12 protein-coding genes are annotated in these 14,973 nt (G+C 51.1%); 6 read left to right on the top strand and 6 right to left on the bottom strand.

What is annotated here, in order from left to right; all coding sequences use genetic code 11:
* Window positions 1-33: 33 nt before the first annotated feature.
* Window positions 34-3,105 (bottom strand): SusC/RagA family TonB-linked outer membrane protein, encoded by a 3,072-nt coding sequence (locus tag CRO74_RS18210; protein ID WP_097127665.1) that lies wholly within the window; start codon window positions 3,103-3,105, stop codon window positions 34-36.
* Window positions 3,106-3,645: 540 nt separating this feature from the next.
* Between CRO74_RS18210 and CRO74_RS18215 the strand changes: the two genes are divergently transcribed.
* On the top strand, window positions 3,646-4,929 hold the full coding sequence (locus CRO74_RS18215) for an OmpA family protein (protein ID WP_097127667.1): 1,284 nt from the start codon (window positions 3,646-3,648) through the stop codon (window positions 4,927-4,929).
* Between the two features lie 98 nt (window positions 4,930-5,027).
* The gene (locus CRO74_RS18220) at window positions 5,028-5,690 is read left to right on the top strand and encodes an endonuclease III domain-containing protein (RefSeq protein WP_097127669.1); all 663 of its coding nucleotides are present in this window, start codon (window positions 5,028-5,030) and stop codon (window positions 5,688-5,690) included.
* 3 nt (window positions 5,691-5,693) lie between these two features.
* On the opposite strand, the gene CRO74_RS18225 is transcribed toward CRO74_RS18220, so the two are convergent.
* The 4 genes from CRO74_RS18225 to CRO74_RS18240 all read right to left on the bottom strand — a co-directional run bounded on the left by CRO74_RS18225 (window position 5,694) and on the right by CRO74_RS18240 (window position 9,084).
* Complete coding sequence (locus CRO74_RS18225; RefSeq protein ID WP_097127670.1) at window positions 5,694-6,224, bottom strand: DUF4468 domain-containing protein; 531 nt, start codon at window positions 6,222-6,224, stop codon at window positions 5,694-5,696.
* Window positions 6,225-6,361: 137 nt separating this feature from the next.
* The gene (locus tag CRO74_RS18230; RefSeq protein ID WP_097127672.1) at window positions 6,362-7,396 is read right to left on the bottom strand and encodes an SDR family NAD(P)-dependent oxidoreductase; all 1,035 of its coding nucleotides are present in this window, start codon (window positions 7,394-7,396) and stop codon (window positions 6,362-6,364) included.
* Between the two features lie 130 nt (window positions 7,397-7,526).
* Window positions 7,527-7,883, bottom strand: coding sequence for an SPW repeat domain-containing protein (locus tag CRO74_RS18235; protein ID WP_097127674.1), 357 nt, complete (start codon window positions 7,881-7,883; stop codon window positions 7,527-7,529).
* Between the two features lie 43 nt (window positions 7,884-7,926).
* The gene (locus tag CRO74_RS18240) at window positions 7,927-9,084 is read right to left on the bottom strand and encodes a zinc-dependent alcohol dehydrogenase (RefSeq protein ID WP_097127676.1); all 1,158 of its coding nucleotides are present in this window, start codon (window positions 9,082-9,084) and stop codon (window positions 7,927-7,929) included.
* A gap of 164 nt (window positions 9,085-9,248) precedes the next feature.
* Between CRO74_RS18240 and CRO74_RS18245 the strand changes: the two genes are divergently transcribed.
* The 3 genes from CRO74_RS18245 (at window position 9,249) to CRO74_RS18260 (ending at window position 11,716) form a co-directional block, all read left to right on the top strand.
* Window positions 9,249-9,926: a hypothetical protein gene (locus CRO74_RS18245; RefSeq protein ID WP_097127677.1), complete on the top strand. Its 678-nt coding sequence runs from the start codon at window positions 9,249-9,251 to the stop codon at window positions 9,924-9,926.
* 133 nt (window positions 9,927-10,059) lie between these two features.
* Window positions 10,060-10,821, top strand: a complete 762-nt coding sequence (gene map / locus CRO74_RS18250; RefSeq protein ID WP_097127679.1) for a type I methionyl aminopeptidase — start codon at window positions 10,060-10,062, stop codon at window positions 10,819-10,821.
* A 391-nt stretch (window positions 10,822-11,212) separates the two neighbouring features.
* The gene (locus tag CRO74_RS18260) at window positions 11,213-11,716 is read left to right on the top strand and encodes a hypothetical protein (RefSeq protein WP_097127682.1); all 504 of its coding nucleotides are present in this window, start codon (window positions 11,213-11,215) and stop codon (window positions 11,714-11,716) included.
* 59 nt (window positions 11,717-11,775) lie between these two features.
* Here CRO74_RS18260 and CRO74_RS18265 read toward each other — a convergent pair whose 3' ends face one another.
* Window positions 11,776-12,705 carry a DUF6607 family protein gene (locus CRO74_RS18265; protein ID WP_097127683.1) on the bottom strand — a complete coding sequence of 310 codons (930 nt, stop codon included), beginning with the start codon at window positions 12,703-12,705 and terminating at the stop codon, window positions 11,776-11,778.
* 173 nt (window positions 12,706-12,878) lie between these two features.
* On the opposite strand from CRO74_RS18265, the gene CRO74_RS18270 reads away from it, so the two are divergent.
* Window positions 12,879-14,963, top strand: coding sequence for a TonB-dependent receptor plug domain-containing protein (locus CRO74_RS18270; protein WP_097127685.1), 2,085 nt, complete (start codon window positions 12,879-12,881; stop codon window positions 14,961-14,963).
* Window positions 14,964-14,973 lie beyond the last annotated feature (10 nt).

Here is a 14,973-nt window from a genome sequence, read left to right on the forward strand (position 1 = left end):
ATGTCTGTTCACTCACGTTGGCGTACGTATGTATTAGAAACCAATGTTAATGCCGCCCGTAATGGTACGGGCCTGGGGAGCCGTGTAGAAATCGTATCCCTGGGCAATGTTCGACACGATATAGTCGGCGTTGACTTCGGGGTCCCAGCCAGCATACTTCGTAAACGTCAGCAGGTTTTGCCCCGTCACGAACAGACGGACGCTATTCATCTTCACGCGGCTGATGAGCGTTTTGGGCAGCGAGTACGACAGGGTAGCTGTACGTAACCGGACGAATGAACCATCGAGAATGAAGCGGCTGGACGACTGGGCACCGTTGTTGTAGAACAGACGGGCTTCCGGAACGTCGGTATTGGGGTTTTCTTTAGTCCAGGCAACCAACTGGTTGACCGTCTGGTTATCTTCAAAACGACCGTTGGCCGATGAATAGCGACCCACGCCGTAGAAGTTTATCTTGTTGCCAAATACCCCGTTGAAGAGCACATTCAACGTAAACCCTTTGTAGCTGAAGGTATTGGTGATACCACCCGTCCACTTTGGCAACGGGCTGCCCGAAACTACCCGCTGTGCCTGGTTGTAGGTGCTGGTCGTTGTACGGTCGATGCTACCGTCGGTATTGGTTGTATTTTTGTACCAGAGTGCATTGCCATTGGCCGGATCGACACCGGCATATTCCTGCGTAAAGTAAACGCCCAGTGGCTGGCCTTCTACCGCCCGGCTCATGGCGTTGATACCGCCTTCAATGATCTGGCCCTGTAGATTAGTGACCTTGTTCTCATTCATGGCCGCATTGAAGCTCGTTGTCCAGCGGAAAGCACCCGTCAGGTTTTCGGTATTTATAACGATCTCAATCCCTTTGTTTTCCAGGCTGCCCACGTTTCTGAACTGAGTGGCAAAGCCCGTTGTGCCCGGCACGTTGACGTTCAGTAGCAGTCCCGACGTTTGTTTATTATAATAGTCGATTTCGCCGTTGATGCGGTTGTTGAGAATACCGAAGTCAAGACCAATGTCGAACTGGTTGGTGGTTTCCCACTTCAGGTCGGGGTTGGCCAGCTGCGACGGGCGCTGACCGGGCAGAGTGCCGTAGCTGGCATCGCCGATGAAGAGACCCAACTGCGGGAAGTTCTCGATTTCGGCATTACCCGTCTGTCCGTAACTTGCCCGGAGCTTCAGGAAGCTGATCGCTGTTGTGTTTTTCATAAACTCTTCTTCACTCAGCACCCAGCCGGCCGAAACCGATGGGAAAAAGCCGTAGCGGCTATTTTTGCCAAACCGCGATGAGCCATCTATCCGCGCACTCACACCCACCAGATACCGGTCGGCAAACTTGTAATTAGCCCTGGCGAAGTACGACAGAAAGCGGTAATCTGTTTGCGATGAACTTCCGTCTGTTTTACGCGCTGCACTGGCAATCATCCGGTAGGCATCAGACGGGAAATCCTGCCCTTCGATAAAGTTCGTTTTCCGCTGTGATTGCTGATACGACATGCCCACCGTAGCGTCGAGGTTGCTCCGGCCGAAGGCGGTGCCGTAGTTGAAGAAGTTATTCGTCGTGTAATTCTCTACCCGGGCAAAACGGTTTCGGCCCAGGCCCAGCGGAGAACCGAAGTTCCGCTGCGTTTTGCTGTTGTAATAAAGCTCTTCCTGCTGATTCAGTACGTCGAGTCCAAACTCCGTCCGGAACGTAAGGCCTTTCATCACCTGCAACTGCCCGAACACATTGCTGATATTCCGGTAAACGGTGGTGTTGAAATAGGCATTTCCAGCGTTAATGAGCGGGTTGTAGTAAACCGGGATGCTGATGTCGCCGGGAGGAGTACCCACGGGTAGACCCGTCGTGGCATCCGTTGCGGGCGTCATGGGTGGCAGAGCAACCATCTGCATGGGGTTGTCGAACTGATTGTCGCCCGAAAGTCGCTGGTTTAAGGTACGGGTGAGTCCCATGTTGAAGCCCACCTTGACCCGGCTCGATACCTGGTGTTCGATGTTCAGACGACCGGCATAGCGCTGTAAAGCGTTGCCAATCAGTATACCTTTCTGGTCCAGCAATTGTCCCGATAGGTAAAAAGTTGTTTTTTCATTGCCACCGTTCAGGTTCAGATCGTACTGTTGATACGGTGCATCCTGATACGCCAGATCGCCCCAGTTGGTGCTGGCCTGATTGGCAGTGCCGTACGTACCTAATCCCTGCGTTTCATAGAAGCCTTTCATGTAGGACGTGTACGAGTCAGGATCGCTTTGGTCCAGGCCTTCAATGCGGTCGGAGTTAGCGGCTGCCTGATTATAGAACTTTACGTACTGTTCCGTATTCAGAAACTCCAGCTTACGGGTTGGCTTGCTCGACCCGTACTGAGCGCCGAAGTTGACGTTCGTGCGTCCGGCTTTACCGCGTTTGGTGGTGATCAGAACCACGCCATTGGCGGCTCTGGCCCCGTAAATAGCCCCGGCCGATGCATCTTTCAGAATATCGACCGATTCAATATCCTGCGGATTAATGTCGGCCAGTGGGTTGGTTGACGCGCTGCTGATGCTGAGGTTATCTGTCGTTACGGGAATACCGTCAATGATATAAAGCGGCTGGTTGGATGCCGATACCGACGATTGACCCCGCACCCGCACCTGTATTCCCTGACCCAGTTTGCCGGAGCCGGAGTTGATCTGAACACCGGCCGCTTTTCCCTGCAAAGCCTGATCGAAGGTCGTTACGGGCTGATCCTGAATATCGGCGGCTCTAACTTTCGCGATGTTGCCGGTTAAATCCCGCTTGATTTGCTGACCATAACCCGTCACAACGACCTCGCTCAGATTGCGTACATCGGTTTTTAGCTGGATATTGATCTCTGACCGATTAGCCACCTTTTCTTCCTGAGTCGTGAAGCCAATGAAGCTGAAAACGATTACCGAGTTGCTGCTGGCATTGATGCGATAATTACCGGTGGCATCGGTTAATGTTCCCTGGGTTGTTCCTTTGACACTCACCGATACGCCGGGTAAGGGGCTGCCGTCGTCTGATGATGTCACCTTGCCTGAAATAGCCTGACCCTGTGCGTAGGTCGCCCATACGGTTATCAAAATCAGGAAACTAGTTTGTAGCAATTTCCTCATAGTAGTATGTTGAGAATGGTTTATGATGAATGGCAAAATTACAATTAATCACCCAGTATTAAAAAGAAGTTAATTAAGTTGAATTTTGGAGCAACGTTTTGGATCAATATAATAATCTAAATATTGGTATATAATTGACACAATATTCTGATAAAAACGAAGATGTTATATTATAATCAATTAGTATATATATAGGATGATATTATTATTTTTACATTTAGTCTATAAGTTAACTAGATTGTGATTTGGTATTTTTTGAGGAAAGGGCGCCGTTGTTAGTATCGGAATGATCTATGTCTATTGTCGTAACTCGCACGCAATCCTGCCTATTGGTTGAGGGAGCTCATTGCCTTGAATTTTATAAAAGAGCCATTAAACTCTGGAACAGCTGCCATTGTCTAAGTGTTAAGTACTACACGCTTACTGGGACGTTATAGCTATGATAAGCGATTACCAAACTGTGTTTTGCCTTTTGTTGACCAGGTTATTTCCTAACTAGCCACGGATGAATAATGAAGTAGGTCCGTAAACACAAACTCAATGAAATCCAGCCTTTTCACGATCTTTTTTCTACTGTTTGCCTCTGCCTTGCAGGCACAGGTCCAGTTTACAACTGAAGCCCCCCGCGTCGATGATATTAACGATAGGGACGTTAGTATTCAGCGGGTTGAGTTAACGGCGCAGTACACCATCGTTTACATGAAATTTCAGGCCCGAAAAACGGGCTTCAATGGCCGGTCGTTCCCGTTTGATATACCCATGCCAAATAGCCGGGGCGGAGGACAGCTGGAGTCAACTAGTAATATTGGCTTTCAGCCAAGTTCCCGGTTGTACGTGAATCAGGGCGAACGGTCTTACAAACTTATTCGGGCTGAAAATATACCCGCCGAAACTCGTCGGCAGGTTCGACCAGGGGAGCGGGTTGACTTCGTGGCTTATTTTGAACGGATTGATCCGGGTTACACCACGTTTGATCTCTTCGAGTGCAGAGACAGCAAAAACTACGTTTGCTTCAATTTCTGGGGTGTTCACATTATAAACCCACCCAAGAATAGCTATTCCCAGCGTAAGCCGCCCGTTCGGCCCCGGCCGCAACCACCCCGAACCGTTCCCCGTCCACAACCGGAGCCGCCAACCGAACAGCTTCCATCCGATAATACGCCCGTTCCCGTTCAGCCAAAAGAACTACCTGCCCCTGCCGCAGTGGCTATCAATGGCATTACACGCGATGCGAAAACGAAGCAGCCCATTGGCGCAATGGTTACGTACCGCCTTATTTCAGGAGCGGAAGCATCGGGCGACGAACCGGCCGATTCGCTGCAGAGTGGTGGTCTGACGGGCAAATACCGGATAGACATTGACCGACGGGGCGTTTATGCTGTTACAGCTTCGGCAAAAGGCTATTTCAGTCAGAGTGATACGCTGGTAACGAACCGGATCGATATAGCCCGCGATTTCGACCTGGTGCCTATTGAAGCCGGGGCCAAAATCACGCTGAAAAACATCTATTTCAATGTCTCCAAGTATGACCTCAAACCCGAGTCGTATCCGGAACTCGACCGTCTGGTAACGATGATGCGGTCGAACCCGACGATGCAGATTCGGCTTGAAGGGCATACGGATACCGTTGGCGAGTTTGACGCCAATGTGGAGCTATCCCGCAACCGGGTCAACGAAGTAAAACGCTATCTGGTCAATAAAGGAATCAGCACCAGCCGCATTGAAACCGTTGGTTATGGGCCATCAAGGCCAATAAACACCAACAAAAGCCTGAAAGAACGTCCCGAAAACCGGCGTGTCGAACTGGTAATTGTGAAAGTATAAAGTAGCTTAACCGAAAAGGCGCAAAGGTGCCGTGAAGAACGCAACGAAAAAAGTTTGCGTAGTTCACGACATCTTTGCGCCTTTTCGGTTAAGCATAGATGAAACCTGACTTCGATCTCAACGTTGTTTTAGCACATATTGAAACCGCCATTCGGCCCTACCCGAAAGCGGCTATGTTCGATCTGTTCGAGCGGGGGTACAACACCTTGTTCGAGCAACTGATTTCGTGCATCGTATCCATCCGAACGCTCGATGAAACAACCATTCCCGTCTCTCTGCGCCTGTTTGAACGCGCCCGCACCCCCGAACAACTGCTCACCCTCGACGTACCGACGCTGACGGAACTGCTCTACGGGACCACTTACCCCGACCAGAAAGCGTACACGATGCTGGGCATTGCCGAGCGTATTGTCAATGAGTTTAACGGCGAGTTGCCAGCCGATTACACTACCCTAACGTCGCTAAAAGGCGTCGGTCCGAAGTGCGCCAATCTGGCACTGGGCGTCGCCACGGGGCAGGCCGCCATCAGCGTGGATGTGCATGTGCATCGGGTGGTGAACCGCTGGGGGTATGTACACACCAAACAACCCGAACAAACGCTGAAAGTACTGGAAGCGCAGGTGCCGAATGAACAATGGGTAAACATCAACCGGCTGCTGATGCCCTTTGGGAAGCACATTTGCACGGGCACATTGCCGCATTGCTCCACCTGCCCCGTTTTGCCCTGGTGCGAGCAGGTAGGTGTGGACCGGCATCGGTGATAACTATTCCTCCGTCATGGCTTGTTTCAGGCTGGCCAGCGTACTGCGGCAGGACTTATCGATTTGCCGATACAAATCGGTCTGATCGGCAACGATCTGTTCGAGCAGGTCGCGGTTTTTAAGCGATTTGTCAGCTGCTGCGGTCATCTCCTCAACCGTAGAACTGGCCGCCCGAACGGGTTGCGTACGGCCATTATCGTCAATAATCAGATCGGTTAATGTAGCCCGGTAGCGGCCAAATTTTGTTTCTATCGTCAGCGTATAACGCACAGACTGCCTGCCAATGTCATAAAGAGTTCTGACAAATAGAATATTGTGTTCCTGATCGAACTGCTGCTCTGCTTCGCTGGCTTGCGGATAATATTGATCGGCCCACTCCCGAACTTGTTCCATGAGCTGGCGAGCGGGTCGTTTGCTGTCCGGCACCCGTACAAGGTCCTGGTACTGAACCTGACCCAACTCATTGGTTGGTAGCCGGACCTGCGCAATTGAAGAGAAAGATAGGATTAGAAAGAAGAACAGGGTGTATTTCATGCTGAGCTAACGTTGTATTCACGGCACCGAACCAACAGCACCGTTTGTAAGTCAACACGAAGATAAAGTAAAAGCGGTGAAGTAGTAAGTTGACACCTTACTACTTCACCGCTTTTACCACTTTACCAGTCTATCACTTAAGCCAGTACATCTTCCAGTGTTTCCTGGGCTTTGCGAGCTGACTCCTTTATCGAATTGCCAACGTACTTCGATGAGTTTTTAGCCGAATTAAGGGCCTTCCCTGCTTTGTAGCGGTATACGGCCTGTTCAACGGGCGTGCTCCGGCGGTAAGCCAGGTATAGCCCTGCTATAACACCGGCGGCTACCCCAATGCCCAGAGCCAGGCTGGTCAGCTGACTTTTCTCGTCGTCCGACTCATCTTTGGGCATCATGTCTTTGCGGGCATTGGCGGCTACGAATGGGTCTGGTAGCACATGAGCCATCGCTACTTTGGCTTTATTCTTCCAGCCTGCCACCACATGATCTTTACCCTTCATGAGTGCATCGTAGCCTTCTTTAGCTACATCGGCGGGGTTGGCAGTTTTAGATGGGTCGGCCCCTCTGACGTGGGCAGCACCGGCTTTATTGAAAAAGTCGGTGTTGGTCGCGCCCGGCATCAATACCGTAACGGTGATGTTCGTGTCGATCAGTTCGTTGCGAATGGCTTCCGAAAAAGACTTGATAAACGCCTTTGTAGCTCCGTAAACCGCCATCATCGGATTTGGACTGACGGATACTTCCGAGCCAAGCATCAGGATTTTGCCCTCGTTGCGGCCTACCATATCTTTAAGATACAACTTGGTCAGGTGCATCAGCGAGACGGCATTGATCTGTACAATGTCCAGTTCTTTTTGCAGGTTCGTTTCGGTAGCGAATTTGCCGTATTCGCCCATACCTGCATCGTTGACGAGGATGTCGACCGTGATGCCCTGCTGCTGGGTTTGCTCATAAATAGCGTCGGCGGCTTTGGGGTCGGCCAAATCCTGGGTGATGGTTGTGGCCTTAATGCCGAACTGCTGTTCGTATTCATCCGCAATCAGGCGGAGGCTATCGCCCGAACGGGCTACCAGAACCAGGTTGTAGCCGTCTTTGGCGAAAAGATTGGTGAGTTCGCGGCCAATGCCGCTGGTGGCTCCTGTGATCAGGACTGTTTTTCCGGTTGTATTTTCCATCGTTGAGTTATTGGGGTTTGTTGGTTCGTCAGGTAACGCGGCTGGAAAGCCGTGTAGCCGATAGGCTAAGTCGTAACTTAAAATTCAGCCTGTCGGCTACACGGCTTTCCAGCCGTGCTACGTAAAGTCACTACATTTCCTCCGGTTTTGAGAGTAAGCCTACTACCGTACCAAATACACCGATAGCGAGGAAGGTATTGCGGGCGCGTTTGTTCTTCGAAAAACCGAGGAGCCAGGGAGCCGCCAGTGAAAAAGCACTCACGGCGGCATCGGCCGCTAGGTGGGCTTTGAAAGGTATTACCTTCCACAATCCCCATTCGTAGCGGGTTAACAGACTACTGGCTAAGACGCCACCGCTGATGATTCGGGCTAGCCGGGTAGCCGTTGGTTCGTTTTCAAAACCAACTAGTGAAGGTGCCGCAGCGACCAGCGGGATATATCCATAGTCGGCAATACCGTGTTGTTTACGCGAAATTGGCTGTTCCATTGTTTTGTTGAGTTAGGTGATGCATCAATACGAAACGTACCTGTCAAGGCTTCAACACAACTTTGGTGCAATCGTCCTGTTTCTTCTTAAACATATCGTAGGCTTTTGAGGCATCGGCCAGCGGGAGCGTATGCGAGATGATGTCGTCAAGGACGACTTTGCCCTGCACAACCAGATCCAGCAGGTGGCTCATGTTCTTGTGAACGAACGACTGCCCGAAGCGAACTGTAATACCTTTGTCGAACATGCGGCCAATGGAAATATTGTCGAAAGGCGTGCCATACACCCCAACTACCGATACGATACCACCCCGCCGAACGGCCTGAAAACACAGTTCCAGTACTTTGGGCGTTCCTTTCTCGAAGTTGATAACGGCTTTGGCTTTTTCCAGCAGCGACCGGTCGGCTTCCATCCCGACGGCATCCACACAAAGGTCGGCACCGCGCCCGTTGGTCATCTGGCGAATGGCTTCAATAACGTCGACCTCATCGGGGTTGAGCGTTTCTACGTTATTGACGCGCCGGGCTTTTTCCAGCCGATAATTTACCGGGTCGATGGCAATGACGCGGGCGGCACCCTGTATCCATGCCGACTTTTGGGCCATGAGCCCCACCGGCCCCGATCCGAAAATAGCGACCGTTTCACCACCCTTCAGCTCACCCCACTCAATGGAACTCCAGCCGGTCGGGAAAATGTCGGTCAGGAACAGAACCTGCTCATCTTTGAGCGATTCGGGGACCGTGTGCAGACCATAGTCGGCATAAGGCACCCGGACGTATTCGGCCTGACCGCCGTTGTAGCCGCCATAGAGATCGGTGTACCCGAATAATCCGCCCCCTTTTTCGGTAAGGAGCCCCCCATCGGGACCGTAATGCTCGGGGTTTGAGTTTTCGCAGTGCATTTGCAGGTTCTTCTGACAGAAATAGCATTTGCCACAGGCAACCGTAAACGGCACCACGACCCGGTCGCCTTTTTTGAGGTTCGTTACCTCCGAGCCCACGTCTTCCACGATGCCCATGAATTCGTGGCCGAGGACTTCATTTTTGAGTTGGGGAATAAACCCGTCGTATATGTGCAGGTCGGACCCGCAGATGGCCGTCGACGTAACCCGGATGATGGCATCCCGCGACTGTTCAATGCGCGGATCATCGACGGTGTCGACCTGAATGTCGCCAATTTTGTGAAATACGGCTGCTTTCATTCGTATCTGTTGAGTAAGTAGTAGATGCCGGTAAACCGGTTTCGATAAAGAACTAAAGTGTATAGATTTAGTTTTGTTAATTTGTTCAGGAAGAGGTAACCAGAGTGTCGATGGAATCTGTCCGACTAATTTGCAAATCGTTCCGCTCAGGATGGTTTCTGTTTATGCTTTTAGTAAGTGCCACGGCTTACGCTCAAAAAGGTATTTCTGTACAGTTGACTCTGATTAACCAACGAGCGTCGGCCACAGCGGGTCAGGACGTGGGGCTTTTGCTGGATGTTAAAAACCAGACGAATCAGGATGTGGCTCTGTTTACTCCGCTGGGCGACTTAATGAATTATGTGAAGTACTACAAACTGAATAGGCTGACTAACCAATATACAGAGATTTTACACCCTTTTTACGAAGAAATAAAGAGAGAGAATGCATTGAAAGACAGCGTATTCAGTGCAAGTGGCGTAATCATTGATTTCTTTGGCCAGGAGGATTATAACTCAAAATCGGGGATTTACCGGCAGTTCATTCGTGATGATTCATTGTGGTACAATCACCAGTATAATACGGAGCAGTATGCAAAGCGCATCAGCGAGACGGATGTTCAGCACTTCCGGCAAGTGACCGGTTTAAACAAAGAAACCGTCTTGTTTACTATGGTTAAAGCACAGGAGCACTATCAGGATTTTTACAATGCCAGCTTCCTCTATGCGCAGCCGGGAGATTATAAGATTCTTCTGGAGTTATCTCCGCTGACTTTACAGGGGGGCAGTTGTCTGGTTGGGGGCTTTCGGGTAAAGGAGTCGGGCACAGTGAGTAGCAACGAACTGCATCTGCATGTGCCCTGACAGATGACTCGGCGCCAGGTAAGTCTGTTTGTAAAGCACAGGTTACCGTGGTTACTTTACCGGGCTTCGAACCCGATCGTAAGTGGGTTGCAGACTAGAAAAATTACTTACAAAAAGCCAGAATTACAACGTTATGTCATTGAAATCGGAGGAGGACTTGATTGGTATGCAACAGATTAGCCAGGTTGTTGGCTTAACCCTGAAGCGCATGCAGGAATATGCCCGTCCGGGTATGTCGACGCTTGAACTGGACCATTACGGGCGACAACTGCTGGAACTACACGGTGCCCGTTCGGCCCCTAAGCTTACGTACGGCTTTCCGGGCTGGACCTGTATCAGTTTAAATGAAGAAGTCTGTCATGGCATCCCTTCGGCGAAACGGCTGCTCAGGGAAGGAGATCTAATTAACATTGATGTGTCGGCCGAACTGAATGGCTACTGGTCAGACAATGGTGGGTCGTTCATTTTAGGGCAGGACATTCATCAGCACAGTCACCTGGTGGAAACCTCGAAGCGAATTCTGGCCAAAGCCATTAGCCACATCCGCGGAGGGGTTCAACTCGCTGAGATTGGCCGCCTGATTGAAACGGAAGCCCGGCGAAGCGGCTACCGCGTTATCAAGAATCTGGCTGGGCACGGCATCGGCCGGAGCCTGCACGAAGAGCCGCACGAGATTCTGTGTTATTATGACCGATCCAACAAGACGCGTTTCCGAAAGCATTCTGTAGTGGCGATCGAAACGTTTTTATCCACCAAAGCCACGTATGCGCAGGAGAAAGGGGATGGCTGGACGTTGATCGCCAGGGACAGTTTTGCGGTGCAGCATGAACAAACGATCGTCGTTACCGATGGGCAACCGATCATCCTGACTGCGGCCAACCAATTGTGGGGTTAACGTATCAAAGCGCTGACCCTCATTTGAGGTGAATCAAAATCGTTTTTTCCTCGATCACTTCACTCACACAACACCAAAACAACGTGGCAAACTGGTATTTTGTCATTCTTATTCAGATCGTCCTGAATTTACTGTGTAATGGCTATTTAAAGAGGGAAAAGCAACGTCGACAGTGGATGCTTTTCGCCTTGTTTGCTTTTCCTCTCTTACTTCTTTTATGGACCTTTATGCCCTTAATCGGGGAAATTCTTCGAGCCCAAAATATCTCAATAGGCATAGTGTGGAGTAACCTAATGGGCCTGAAGTTTTTGGTCCCTATTGGTATTCAACTAGTTTTTAATCGCTTGTTATTCAGAACGCCTGCTTAATAATTGTTCAGTTATAGTTCGGCATGCAAACAGTAGATACGGAAGAAACACCAGTTCAGACAGGTATCAAGATGGTTGTGAGCTTGCTCCTGGCCGTAGCCATGTTTGTTGGCTTAGCGCTGCTCCTCTTTGGTGCTTACCTGCTCTTTAACCGTGTCCCTGATGCCGATGTGAACTTAAGTAACGTGGCCAGAGACACTACCTTTTATGTAGGAACGGCAGAGAGCACTGGTGGTGGAAGTGACCGGATTTCCATCTTAGCAACGGGGGCTTTGGATGACTCGACTGCTTCGATTCGGATTGAGTATACCAAACCGGCGGGCGTAGCCGGTGAATTTCAGTTGCATAACGGAAACAACGGGCAAGTCTTTAGCAGTGACTTTTACGACAGCAAAGCTAAAGTAACGTATCGTCATCGAGGGGTTAAACAAGGTCATTTACGCTTGCAGATAAAGCTTACTGACCCACCAAAAGAATGGGGGTATAAATGGCACACTGCCAGCGCTACCTGGGTTAAGGTCAGGTAGCTTCCCTATTTGGCCTGACTACAACAACCAGAACGGTTCGACGCATCGACGCATTGATGTTACTTCAAATATTTCTCAATCGTCTGCCGGATAAGCTGCCGACTGGCGGCTGAGTTATAGGTTGCTTTTTGGGTTGTCGCGGCCAGTTCGTCCAGTTCGCGGCCCAATACCTGGCCTTTAACCTGCCCTCTCAAGGCTACAGTATTTCGGTTAGCCAGTACCTCGCCCCAAACGTTTCGGACATCGGCCCAGTAGGCCCGGTTTTTCGCCCACCATACTTTTGCGGCCTGACATTTGGCGGCATCGGTGCGCTGGTAGGTATTCAATCCTTTCTCGGAAGCCAGCAACTGATCACCCGCTTCGGAACGGATAATTTTGTCGTTATCCTGCTCGTGGATGTACCCGTCCGGACGAATTTCGTGGTGATTGGTTCGGCGCATCACGTTGTAATCCGTCCGTTTGGTGTATTCACGGCGGGGGAGGGGCGCATCGACCGTACTTTCCCAATAGGTGCGACCATCGACATGAACCCAGGTGGCCGATCCTTCATAACGCGGACTATCATCGACTTCAAAGACCTTCTGTGTCCATTGGCCTTTAGCCTGTTCGGGCGTAAGCTTCGCCCGTTTCCAGGTGGCACTCTGGTCAAACTTGAGGAGACTGGTGTTTTGAAACTCCCAGTCTTCCCGCCAGTGCTTAATGACCATTGAATCGCCTACCACCAGCAAATGCTGAATAACCAGCTTGGTTGGTCGATTGGCGGGGCCAGCTTCTTCATCGACGAAAACCAGCTCGGTGCCTTTTGCCGTGTACCGGTCCTTAAATGCATAGCCTTTGTCTGAGGCAAAGGTCTCAGCGTATAAAAAGCTGACGTCATGACAACCACACTGGCCCTTGATAGCCGCAATGTCTTCCGCTTTTGGAGCAGTCTGGGCCTGTATGGAGTGAGCTACTATAAAGAATAGGGATATTATAAACGAAGAGCGCATAAGAAGGAAGGTTAACAAGTGTAATGATGGGGCAAAGGTATTCTTATTTAGAATCTTTACAAATTATTTTCAATTTTGTTTGGACAGATTCTAAATAGACTCTACGTTTGTGGCGTAGACTAACACAAAAGGAGCTGTTAGCCTTTGCACCTATCTGGATTTACAACCTTGCTATGTCTTTAAGTTTACTTATATCGCTGTCGCTTATACAGCCAGTGCCTACCGATACGCTGAAAGCGCGGTCTATAGACGAGGTCGTGGTAACCGCAACGCGTACAGAAAGGCCAATGGGGGCTTTGCCGTTACCCGTCTCGGTGATTAGTAGGAAGCAAATTCAGCAGATGGGAAGCCTGCGGCTCAACGATGTGCTGCGTGAGCAGACGGGTTTGGCCGTTGTGACGGACCACGGACAGGGGATTCAGGTGCAGGGCTTCGGACCCGATTATACTCTGATTCTGGTCGATGGTGAACCAATCGTGGGTCGGACAGCGGGTACGCTCGACCTGACCCGGTTGGCAGTGGGTAATATCAAACAGATCGAAGTAGTCAAAGGCCCATCGTCAAGTTTGTATGGCTCCGAAGCGCTGGCGGGTGTGGTGAATATCATCACCCAAACGCCCGGCGAAACAACTACGCAGGCAAAAGGCAGTTTGTCGGCCCGCTACGGAGCAAACAAAACCAGCGATTTCTCCGGCGACATCAATAAACAATGGGCGGTTGGTCAATCCGGTAAGCTGGGCGTGTATGTGTTTGGCAATCGGTACCAGTCGGCGGGGTACTCGCTTACGGAAGGAAGTCAGACAGTAGCCCCGTTTACCAATTATACTGGTAGTGGACGACTGACCTACACGCTATCGCCGAGGGTAAAGCTGTCGGTTTCGGGGCGTTTTTTCAGCGAGAGCCAGTCTAACGAGTTCATCATTAATCCGGCCAGTCAGGTATCCGGCCCTGGAACGGTACGGGATTATTCCCTGAATCCGGTGCTCACCCATCAGCTTTCACCGGGCTGGAAAATGACCTACCGCTATTACCGAACCGGTTATTTTACCGAGACGAATCTGCGCTATACGACCACGCAGGAAGCTTACGATGCCAGCTTTTTTCGGCAGACGTTCAACCGTCCGGAAATTGTAGTCGAACGGATCATCAACCCGAAAAATATATTGACGGCTGGCACTGGCTTCATCGCCGAAACGGTTGAAGCCACCCGTTACACCGAACGCAAGCAGTTCAATACCACCTATGGCTTTGCCCAGTACGAATGGATGCCAACGCTACGCTGGACGGTTATTGCCGGTGGACGTTACGACGCGCACAGCCAGTATGCGAGCCAGTTCAGCCCCAAGTTGTCTGCACGGTATGCCCTGAGTCCGGCTGTAGCGCTGCGCGGCAGTGTAGGCGTTGGCTTCAAGGCACCCGATTTCCGGCAGTTGTACCTCAACTTCGACAATGCCGTAGCTGGATACAGTGTCTTCGGAACGCAAGAGGCCGCAGCGGGTATTGCCCGTCTGACCCAACAGGGCCAGATTGCCGAAGTCGTACTTGACCCGGCCCGCTTATCGGCCATCCGCGCCGAACGGTCGGTGGCGTATAATCTGGGTGCGCAGCTTAAGTCGCCCGTGTTGCCGCTAATGGTGAGTGTGAATCTGTTTCGCAACGACGTTCGGGACCTGATCGAAACACAAGTGATTGCCCGCAAAACGAATGGGCAGAATATATTCAGCTACAACAACCTGAACCGGGTATTTACGCAGGGTGCCGAGCTGGAGAGCAGCTGGCGGTGGAGTCTGGGAACTGGCTACCTGACTATCAGTGGTGGTTATCAATACCTGGTTGCCAAAGACAAAGCGGTTGTAGACGGCATCGATGCCGGAACCGTTTACCGGCGTAACCCCGAAACGCTGGGAAGTGAACGGGTAAAGCCCGCCGACTATGGTGGCCTGTTCAACCGCTCCCGGCACATGGCGAACGGCAAACTTTTTTACGAACACCCTAAAAAGGGACTTTCGGCTTCACTTCGCGGTATCTATCGGGGTCGATATGGATTCGCCGACCGCGATGGCAATCTGATTCTCGATTCCGATCCCGAGTACGTTCGGGGATACATACTCTATAATTTGTCGGCGGCCAAAACCTGGAAGACGATCACGCTGCAAGCCGGTATCGACAACCTGACGGGGTATTCCGATCCTGCCTACATACCAAATCTGGCCGGGCGGCTTTGGTACACAACCCTGCGGTGGGCCTGGAAAGCGTGATTCAGGTATT

The organism is Spirosoma fluviale, assembly GCF_900230225.1.
Taxonomy (GTDB): domain Bacteria; phylum Bacteroidota; class Bacteroidia; order Cytophagales; family Spirosomataceae; genus Spirosoma; species Spirosoma fluviale.

Coding starts and splice junctions, on each gene's coding strand:
- CRO74_RS18265 (WP_097127683.1), bottom strand. CDS start 12,705: ATGCGCTCTTCGTTTATAATATCCCTATTCTTTATAGTAGCTCACTCC.
- CRO74_RS18210 (WP_097127665.1), bottom strand. CDS start 3,105: ATGAGGAAATTGCTACAAACTAGTTTCCTGATTTTGATAACCGTATGG.
- CRO74_RS18230 (WP_097127672.1), bottom strand. CDS start 7,396: ATGGAAAATACAACCGGAAAAACAGTCCTGATCACAGGAGCCACCAGC.
- CRO74_RS18245 (WP_097127677.1), top strand. CDS start 9,249: ATGCTTTTAGTAAGTGCCACGGCTTACGCTCAAAAAGGTATTTCTGTA.
- CRO74_RS18220 (WP_097127669.1), top strand. CDS start 5,028: ATGAAACCTGACTTCGATCTCAACGTTGTTTTAGCACATATTGAAACC.
- CRO74_RS18240 (WP_097127676.1), bottom strand. CDS start 9,084: ATGAAAGCAGCCGTATTTCACAAAATTGGCGACATTCAGGTCGACACC.
- CRO74_RS18260 (WP_097127682.1), top strand. CDS start 11,213: ATGCAAACAGTAGATACGGAAGAAACACCAGTTCAGACAGGTATCAAG.
- CRO74_RS18270 (WP_097127685.1), top strand. CDS start 12,879: ATGTCTTTAAGTTTACTTATATCGCTGTCGCTTATACAGCCAGTGCCT.
- CRO74_RS18215 (WP_097127667.1), top strand. CDS start 3,646: ATGAAATCCAGCCTTTTCACGATCTTTTTTCTACTGTTTGCCTCTGCC.
- CRO74_RS18235 (WP_097127674.1), bottom strand. CDS start 7,883: ATGGAACAGCCAATTTCGCGTAAACAACACGGTATTGCCGACTATGGA.
- map (WP_097127679.1), top strand. CDS start 10,060: ATGTCATTGAAATCGGAGGAGGACTTGATTGGTATGCAACAGATTAGC.
- CRO74_RS18225 (WP_097127670.1), bottom strand. CDS start 6,224: ATGAAATACACCCTGTTCTTCTTTCTAATCCTATCTTTCTCTTCAATT.